Raw genomic sequence first — 3,379 nt, 5'->3', positions numbered from 1 at the left:
CCGAGGCGTCGGGCGTCGGAGAGGCGTTCGACGACGAGGACGCCGGCGCCTTCGGCCCAGGCGGTGCCGTCGGCGTCGGCGGAGAAGGATTTGCACCGGCCGTCGGCGGCGAGACCCCGCTGGCGGGAGAACTCGATGAACGTGTTCGGGGTCGACATCACGGCGACGCCGCCGGCGAGGGCGAGCGTGCATTCACCGGAACGCAGGGCACGCACGGCCAGGTGCAGGGCGACCAGGGAGGAGGAGCAGGCGGTGTCCACCGTCAGGGCGGGGCCTTGGAGGCCGAGGGTGTAGGCCACCCGGCCGGTGGCCACGCTGCCGGTCGTGCCGGTCAGGAAGTGCCCTTCGGCTTCCTTGGGCATCCGGCCGCCACCGCCGTAGTCGTGGTACATCACCCCGGCGAAGACGCCGGTGTCACTGCCGTGCAGCGATCCGGGGGCGATACCGGCCCGTTCCAACGCCTCCCAGGAGACTTCCAGGAGGAGGCGCTGCTGCGGGTCCATCGCCAGTGCCTCGCGCGGCGAGATCCCGAAGAAGGCGGGGTCGAAGTCGCCGGCGTCGTGCAGGAATCCGCCGTTGCGGACGTAGGAGGTGCCGGAGTGGTCCGGGTCGGGGTGGTAGAGGCCGTCCAGGTCCCAGCCCCGGTCGACCGGGAAACCGGAGATCACGTCCCGCTGCTGGGCGACGACCTGCCACAACCCCTCCGGCGAGTCCACCCCACCGGGGAAACGGCAGCCCATCCCGACGATCACGATCGGGTCGTCGTCCGTACGCGGGGCGACGGTCGCGGTGGCCGCGGGCGGGGTGGACCGTCCGGTGCGCTGCTGGGCGAGGGCGAGGGTGAAGTCGGCGACGGCGGCCGGTGTGGGGTGGTCGAAGACGAGGGTGGCCGGAAGGTGCAGGCCGGTGACGGAGTGCAGGCGGTTGCGCAGTTGCACCGCGAGGAGCGAGTCGACGCCGAAGTTCTTGAACGGCTGCTCGGGGTCGATGCCGTCCGCCGAGTCACGTCCGATGACCTCGGCGAGCTGGGCGCGGACGACGTCGAGCAGCAGCCGGCGGCCCTCTTCGTGGGGCATCCGGCCGAGCCTGCGGCGCAGCCCGGACTCGCCGGGGCGCCGCCGTGGCACCCGCACCAGCGAGCGCAGCACCGGTGACAGGGTTCCGGCGCGTGCGTCGGCCCGCAGCGCGGCCGGCTCCAGGCGGGCCGGCACGAGCATCGCGCCGCCGTCGGTGAGCGCCCGGTCGAAGAGCGCGAGGCCCTGCTCGGTGGAGAGCGCGGAGACACCGCCTGCCGAAAGGCTGTCGCCCTCCAAGTGCTGGGTGAGTCCGGTGCGTTCGGCCCAGAGTCCCCAGGCGAGCGACAGTGCCGGGCGTCCGGTTGCGCGCCGCCGGGCCGCGAGCGCGTCCAGGAAGACGTTGGCCGCGGCGTAGTTGGCCTGCCCGGCGTTGCCGAGCACACCCGCCACCGAGGAGAACAGGACGAACGCCGCGAGGTCCTGCCCGGCGGTCAGCTCGTCGAGGTGCGCGGCGGCGTCCACCTTGGGCCGTAGTACGGCGGCGAGCCGGTCCTCGGTCAGCGACCCGATCGTGCCGTCGTCGAGTGTCCCCGCGGTGTGGACGACGGCGGTGAGCCGTACGCCGCTCAGGAGGCGCGCGAGCGCGTCCCGGTCGGCGGTGTCGCAGGCGGCGAGGGTGACCTCGGCGCCCGCCGCGGTCAGCTCCGCCACGAGTTCCGTGGCCCCTGGGGCGTCCGGGCCACGGCGGCTCACCAGCAGCAGTCGGCGGGCGCCGTGCTCGGTGACCAGGCGCCGCGCCACCAGTGCGCCGAGCACTCCGGTGCCGCCGGTGACCAGCACGGTGCCGTCCGGGTCGAGCCGGGTGGTGCCCGCGTCCGACCCGGCGGGGCCACTGTGCCGCACGAGTCGAGGGGCGGACGTGGTGCCGTCGCGCAGCGCGAGTTGGGGTTCGGTGAGCACGATCGCGGGCACCGTGTCGACCGAACGCGCCGGATCCGTGTCCAGCAAGGAGAAACGGTCGGGGTGTTCGGACTGGGCGGACCTGACCAGGCCCCACACCGTGGCCTGCGCGGGGTTGTCCGCGTCCGGGCCGACGGCGCCGTCGGTGACCACCAGCAGCCGGGAACCTGCGAAGCGGGCGTCGGCCAGCCACTCCTTGACCAGACGCAGCGCCCAGCTCGCGGCCCGGTGCGCGTCGTCGGCGAGACCGGCCCCCGTACCGGCCGTACCGTCTCGGCCGCCCGTGTCCCGCGTCCCGGCCGGACATCGCACGGCGACCAGCTGCGGCACTGGGTCGGGCACCTCGGCCAGGTCCGTGACCAGGTACACGTCGATCTCGGCGGTGGTGGCCCGGACCGGCTGCCATTCCAGGCGGAACAACGAGTCGGTGTCGCTGCCGGCGACCGGGTGCGTCGAGTACGGCCGCATCGTGACCGCCTCCGCCGACAGGACGGCCTTCCCCGTGCCGTCGGCGGCCCGCAGGCTCACCCCGTCCTCGCCGGCCGCGCGCAGCCACACCCGCAGGGTGTCCGCGCCGTCGGAGTAGCGCGTCACACCCGACCACGAGAAGGGCAGGACGGTGCCACCGTCCTCACGCAGCAGACCGACCGCGTGCAGGGCCGCGTCCAGCACCGCCGGATGCAGGCCGAAGGCGGTACCGTCCAGCTCGGCCGGCAGACTCACCTCGGCATACACGTCGCGGTCGGTCCGCCAGGCGGCTCGCAGGCCCTGGAAGGCGGGACCGTAGTCGTAACCGGCCTGCGCGAGCCTGTCGTAGTGCGCGTCGATGTCGACCTCGTGGGCACCGGGCGGCGGCCAGGTGGTCAGGTCGAAGTCGGCGGTGTCGTCGTCCACGTCGAGCAGCGCCACCGCGTGCCGTGTCCACGCGCTGCCGGGGTCGGCGTCCTGGTGCCGGGAGTGCACGGTCAGTTCCCGCTGCCCGTTCGCCGCCGGCGGTTCGACCGTCACCCGCAGTTGCACCGCCGCGTCCGGTTCGAGCACCAGCGGTGTCTGGAGGGTGAGTTCGGTCAACCGCCCGCAGCCCAGCCTGCTGCCCACGGCCATCGTCAGTTCGAGGAACGCGGTGCCCGGCAGCAGCACCGTGCCCCGCACCGCGTGGTCGGCCAGCCACGGTTGGGTGTCCAGGGCGAGCCGTCCGGTGTACACCAGCCGGTCGTCCTCGGCGAGTTCGACCACCGCACCCAGCAGCGGGTGCCCGGGCGAGCCCAGACCGAGCCCGCGGGCGTCAGCCGCCCCGCGTTCCGGTGCCAGCCAGTAGTGGTGGTGTTGGAAGGGGTAGGTGGGGAGGGGGGTGGGGTGGGTGTGGTAGGGGGTGAGGTGGGTGGGCCAGTCGATGGTGATGC

At 73.8% G+C, this 3,379-nt stretch carries 1 protein-coding gene; it reads right to left on the bottom strand.

Annotated features, from left to right (window positions below; all coding sequences use genetic code 11):
* On the bottom strand, positions 1-3,379 hold a 3,379-nt coding region (locus ACIQVT_RS34690), incomplete at both ends, for a type I polyketide synthase (protein ID WP_403763765.1).

Source organism: Streptomyces sp. NPDC100445, from assembly GCF_044759735.1.
Classification (GTDB): domain Bacteria; phylum Actinomycetota; class Actinomycetes; order Streptomycetales; family Streptomycetaceae; genus Streptomyces.
Note: the sequence above shows the minus strand (reverse complement) of the source record. Positions and strands in the feature narration are given on the sequence as shown.